Raw genomic sequence first — 4,847 nt, forward strand, 5'->3', positions numbered from 1 at the left:
GCTGGCAATATCGTATAGCGTCAGGAGTTCAGGCTTTCCCGTGCTCAGCGTTTTGCCGGTGGTCGTTCCAAAAACCCAGCGCTGAGCACCAACGGTCCAGAAATATTTCCGTTGTACCCAGCGCGCGCCTTTGCTCGGATGCCGATGCCGCGCCCAGCGCCATAGACACTGCCAGATCGCGTGACCAACTGCGCTGAAGATCTGTTTTGCCACAACATGACGATGATAGTTCGCCCATCCGCGAATCAATGGATTGAGCGCACGGATCAGTAGATCCTGTCGTAGCGCCGCGCTGCCTTTCACGACTCCCCGCAGCTTGCGCAGGAAGCGCTGAATGCTCTGTCGGGCAGGCTTGATCACAGCTTGCCACCATACTTGCGAACATTCATGCCGAGGAAATTGAACCCCTCGTCGATATGCGTGATCCTGGTCTTCTCTGGCAATAGTGACAAGCCACGTTGCGCCAGAAACTGCTCAACCATCGGACGAACTTCATTGACCAGCACGTCTTTCGTTGCGCCGGTTATAACGAAGTCGTCTGCATACCGAATGAGATTGACCTTGGGGCATTACGAACGTGCTTGCGGAACCTCGATAGCAGCATCCGTTCGAGTCCATCCAAAGTCATGTTCATTAACGTGGGCGAGATAATGCCTCCTTGCGGGCTACCCGCCTTCGTTTCGTGAAAGACATGGTTGTGAAGATAGCCAGCCTTCAGCCACTTCAGCAAGATCGCCGTGTCCATGGGGATGTGGGCGATCAGCCAGTCATGCGAAATTTCGTCGAAGCAGCTACGGATACGGGCCCACGGAATGCCCGGTTTTCTGTCGCCAGACTGCAGCGATAAAACAACGAACTACGCGACCTCAAGTCGCAACTTAAACGCTTTGCCGGCCGTGAATTCGACGGTCTTCGCCGCAGCAATTTCCATCGCTTCGCCCGTTGCCGGATTACGACCCGTTCGTGCAGCGCGCTCTACACGGCCAAACGTGCCGAACCCCACTAGCTGAACCATACTTCCTGCCGCCACTTCCTTCGAGATCGTTTCCAAGACAGCGCCGATTGCCTATTCAGCGGCGCTTTTGCTTATTCCCACTTCGAACGCGACTGCCTCTACCAATTCTTGCTTGTTTATCGATTCTCCTGTTTATATCGCGACCTACTCGTCGCTGCGGACTTACGGCAAAAAACCACGAATTACGTTGATTCGGTATTGACCGCTTCCAGATCGAATAAATCTGAAGTTGTTCCGTGCTCAGCGACCAGATCCGGCAACTCGCCATTTCGAACCTTGGCCAGCGTTTCGGACGGCAGCTAGGTATCGTCCATTGCGCCAATCCCTTCCTCGATCATTCGCTGCAGGTGAGTAGGCCCGGGGAATTTCACCCCGAGCCTCTCGCAGAACCGTACGTGAGACTCTCACCTCATACGGCTCCCGTTATCCAACCGACTTCCCGCCGACACGCCAATGGACAAACAACATGGCGTAGATGGTGTTCCGAGGATCTTAGATTCAGCGCGACAGCCGAGCGACAGTTGCTCGAACAAACACCTTCGAGGTCTCTCAGTTCAGGTGCATTATCAGGGCATCGTGGAGGCCATATCTCCGATCAGTGTGCCAACGAACTCAAGGACACTGGCTTCTGTTATTTCTGTCTTGACAGAAATAACAGAAGCCGACTAAAGTTCTCGACATGGAACTCACACCACTCACCGAACGATTCATCCTCCACTGGGGCGAAATGGGCTCCCGCTGGGGCGTCAATCGCACCGTCGCGCAGATTCACGCGCTCTTGTATCTGCTCGGGCGCCCGGTCTCTGCCGACGAGATCGTGGAGGCGTTGGGCGTTGCCCGCTCGAACGTCAGCAATAGCCTGAAAGAGCTGCAGGCATGGCGGCTTGCCAAGGTCGTCCACGTCAAAGGTGACCGCCGCGACCACTTCGAGACGTCAACGGATATCTGGGAGCTTTTCAAGCTGATTGTCGAAGGCCGACGTCAGCGCGAGATTGACCCTACCCTCACCGTGCTTCGCGACAGCCTGATGAGTCCCGAAATGGCCAACGAGAGCCCGGAGACCGAGCAACGGATCCGCGAGACGCTCGTTTTCCTCGAGACACTAACGACGTGGTCGGACGAGATGCTTCGGCTGAAGCCCGAGACCATCATGAAGACGCTCGGGCTCGGAGCCAAGATCAGTAAAGTGGTACGACGTAAGTCTTCTTGAGTAGCTGACGCGCGGACTTCGGTCCGCACATTTTCAACCTTAAATTTCTGTTTATACAGAAATACCTGTAAGAGAGAAAACCATGAGCCTCTATTTCCTGCTTGCGTTTCAATTCGTGAGTCCCGTATTGGCTGGCATTGCCCTCATTCGTTATCTACAAGACACCATGACCCGCCTGTTGACCGAGCTATGTGGAAACAAAACGCGCGCGGAGTTCTGGGTCAAGGTTTGCGCGTCGCTGCTGGTCATCACGCCGCTGTTTCTGGTTCTCCTCGCAGCCCAAAGCCCACTTCAATGCGATGCGGACGCAATCGCGTGCCTCGAGATCACGGTTCGCGAAACCGTGGCCCGGACCTTTCTGGGCATCTTGTTGACCTTGGGTGCAGTGACGTTCGCCGTCAGCCGATATATCGACGCCCCGCTTCGCGCCGATCTCACTGAACCGGATGCGCAGAAAAACGTGGTGTGAATCGCCGCGTAACCTCCACACAGAACCGAACCAGAACAGAGAGATGCCATGAACATTCTCATATGCGGGGGATATGGGTTCATCGGAAGCGCGTTGGTTGTTCGCCTGGCGCAACGAGGACACCACATCGTTCGAGGCGCGAGGTTGCCCATCGCAGACGACGACGTCGCCATCGACTTCAGTGCGGTACTAACGACGTCGGAATGGCGCGCACGGTTGAAAGGCATCGATGCGGTCGTGAACGCAACGGGCATCCTTCATGAAAGCGCCGATCAGAGCTTCGAGGCGATACACCGCGACAGCCCGATCGGGCTGTTCGATACCTGTTGTCGCGCGGGCGTCAGGCACATCATCCAGATATCGGCATTGGGCGCTGCGACCGGCGATACAGCCTATTTCACAAGCAAACGCGCGGCCGATGACTATCTGCAAATGCTGCCGGTCCGGCATCACATCGTGCGGCCCGCGCTCGTCTACGGTCGCAACGGAGCTTCAGCGAAGTTCTTCCGGATGCTGGCGAGCATGCCTGTCCACGTCTTGCCTGCCGGAGGAAATCAGTTTATGCGCCCGGTCCACATCGACGATCTGACGGACGTCGTCAGCCGATTGCTCGATGCAGATCACACGGAACCACGCATTGTCGACGTGGTCGGCGCCCGCGAAGTGACCTATAGAGAGATGCTCGGTACATACCGCAGCGCAATGGGACTTCCGCCCGCGATACGGCTGAATGTCCCTGGAACCGTGGTCGCCACGTGCGCACGCATGGCCGGGACGCTTCGAATGCCGTTGCTTTCACCCGACACCTGGCGCATGTTCCAGGCGGGCAACACGGCGAGCGCGGCCAGCGTGATAAGCGTACTTGAACGGCATCCGCAAGATATCAGACGGTTCATCAATGAGGATGCCGGGTCGCTTCGTCGAGAGGCATTGGCGATGTGGCAACCGCTTGTTCTGCGTTTCGCGCTCGCGGCCGTCTGGATCTGGACCGCGATCGTCAGCGCGTTTGTTCAGCCCATATCTGTGAGCCTCGATTTGCTGGGCCGGGTTCATCTCACGGGTGCGATCGCACTCGCCGCGCTCTATGCTTCGGCTACGCTCGACTTCGTGCTCGGCATCGCGACCATTGTGCGTCCGAGTCGTCGGCTCTGGCTCGGGCAAGGAGCACTGATCGCGATGTACACGGCGATCCTCGTCACATTCATGCCGCAGATGCTCGCCGATGCGTTCGGCCCCCTCCTGAAGAATCTGCCGATATTGGCCATTCTCATGGTGTTGTACAACGAGGACGCGCACTCATGAACGCTTACCTCACCATCAAGGCAATACATATCCTTTCGTCAGTCGTGCTCGTGGGCACCGGTTTCGGAACCGCCTTCTACCTCTTCTTCGCGAACCGAACCGGTTCGGTGCCAGTCATCGCTGCGGTGTCGCGGCTCGTCGTCCGGGCCGACCTCTGGTTCACGACGCCGGCAGGACTGCTTCAGCCGATCACCGGACTTTGGCTGGCTCATACGGCCGGTTGGCCGTTTAGTACGCCGTGGATCGTCGCGTCCGTATTTTTATATTTGCTTGCAGGGGTTTGCTGGCTTCCGGTCGTCTGGCTGCAACTGCGACTTGCCGCGATCGCCAGGCACACCGAGGCGCGAAGCGAAACAAGGCTGCCTGCAACGTATTGGCACTATGCGAGAACATGGGAGTTGCTAGGCTACCCGGCGTTCGTTGCCATGGTTTTGGTCTATTTTCTGATGGTGCTGAAGCCCGCACTTTAAAGAAGGCCGTGCACAACAAAATGGCTAGGCGGCTCAAGCTATACACCGACCGCTCCACGGCAATCTGAAGGAGCGCAATAACAATCGCAAGCATTGGTCAACCCATAGCGAGACACTGGGCAAACAACGATGCGACGACGCGCAGTTGTGGCGACCAGCGGCAATCCGCCTCCTCCGGTTTCTCGCTTTGACCACCTCGACAGCGAACTCTCCTCAAGGTTGTGGATTCCGTGCCGATAACAAGAGGGCTTAAAAATTTCCTGAATGCAAATGCACAAAATGCCGCCGTATCCTGCAGTGGCGTACGCACCCAAAGCCGTCAAGGCAGCGCTGACCATGTTTGCGCTTTTGTGGCTTATTGCTCTTGTGATATTCATAGTT

The 4,847-nt window shown here is 56.8% G+C and carries 7 protein-coding genes and 1 pseudogene; 4 read left to right on the top strand and 4 right to left on the bottom strand.

The annotated features are described in order from the left end of the window. The 4 genes and pseudogenes from P7F28_RS09740 to P7F28_RS09750 all read right to left on the bottom strand — a co-directional run. Nucleotides 1–360: group II intron maturase-specific domain-containing protein (locus P7F28_RS09740; RefSeq protein WP_277184293.1), on the bottom strand; the 360-nt coding region annotated here is incomplete at its 3' end. Beyond that, nucleotides 357–551, bottom strand: coding sequence for a reverse transcriptase domain-containing protein (locus P7F28_RS09745; protein WP_277184298.1), 195 nt, complete (start codon nucleotides 549–551; stop codon nucleotides 357–359). The genes P7F28_RS09745 and P7F28_RS09740, both read right to left, overlap by 4 nt. After that, complete coding sequence (locus tag P7F28_RS33825; RefSeq protein WP_368860331.1) at nucleotides 524–841, bottom strand: reverse transcriptase domain-containing protein; 318 nt, start codon at nucleotides 839–841, stop codon at nucleotides 524–526. Before P7F28_RS33825 ends, P7F28_RS09745 begins: the two co-directional genes overlap by 28 nt. A 15-nt stretch (nucleotides 842–856) precedes the next feature. After that, nucleotides 857–1,135 (bottom strand): annotated as a pseudogene (locus tag P7F28_RS09750) (HU family DNA-binding protein). A gap of 559 nt (nucleotides 1,136–1,694) precedes the next feature. Here P7F28_RS09750 and P7F28_RS09755 point away from each other — a divergent pair. From P7F28_RS09755 to P7F28_RS09770, 4 genes are all read left to right on the top strand, one after another. Beyond that, entirely contained in the window at nucleotides 1,695–2,225 is a 531-nt protein-coding gene (locus tag P7F28_RS09755; RefSeq protein ID WP_277184294.1) for a GbsR/MarR family transcriptional regulator, read from the top strand. A gap of 82 nt (nucleotides 2,226–2,307) precedes the next feature. Continuing rightward, nucleotides 2,308–2,694, top strand: coding sequence for a hypothetical protein (locus P7F28_RS09760; protein ID WP_277184295.1), 387 nt, complete (start codon nucleotides 2,308–2,310; stop codon nucleotides 2,692–2,694). Nucleotides 2,695–2,742: 48 nt separating this feature from the next. Beyond that, nucleotides 2,743–3,996 (top strand): SDR family oxidoreductase, encoded by a 1,254-nt coding sequence (locus P7F28_RS09765; RefSeq protein WP_277184296.1) that lies wholly within the window; start codon nucleotides 2,743–2,745, stop codon nucleotides 3,994–3,996. Further along, on the top strand, nucleotides 3,993–4,466 hold the full coding sequence (locus P7F28_RS09770; RefSeq protein ID WP_277184297.1) for a DUF2269 domain-containing protein: 474 nt from the start codon (nucleotides 3,993–3,995) through the stop codon (nucleotides 4,464–4,466). Before P7F28_RS09765 ends, P7F28_RS09770 begins: the two co-directional genes overlap by 4 nt. The last annotated feature ends 381 nt before the right edge of the window (nucleotides 4,467–4,847 follow it).

The sequence above is a fragment of the Caballeronia sp. BR00000012568055 genome (genome assembly GCF_029439455.1).
Taxonomy (GTDB): Bacteria; Pseudomonadota; Gammaproteobacteria; order Burkholderiales; family Burkholderiaceae; genus Caballeronia.

What these genes read in the sequence shown, in the direction of transcription:
- P7F28_RS09755 (WP_277184294.1), top strand. Translation starts at nt 1,695, where the DNA reads ATGGAACTCACACCACTCACCGAACGATTCATCCTCCACTGGGGCGAA.
- P7F28_RS09760 (WP_277184295.1), top strand. Translation starts at nt 2,308, where the DNA reads ATGAGCCTCTATTTCCTGCTTGCGTTTCAATTCGTGAGTCCCGTATTG.
- P7F28_RS09765 (WP_277184296.1), top strand. Translation starts at nt 2,743, where the DNA reads ATGAACATTCTCATATGCGGGGGATATGGGTTCATCGGAAGCGCGTTG.
- P7F28_RS09770 (WP_277184297.1), top strand. Translation starts at nt 3,993, where the DNA reads ATGAACGCTTACCTCACCATCAAGGCAATACATATCCTTTCGTCAGTC.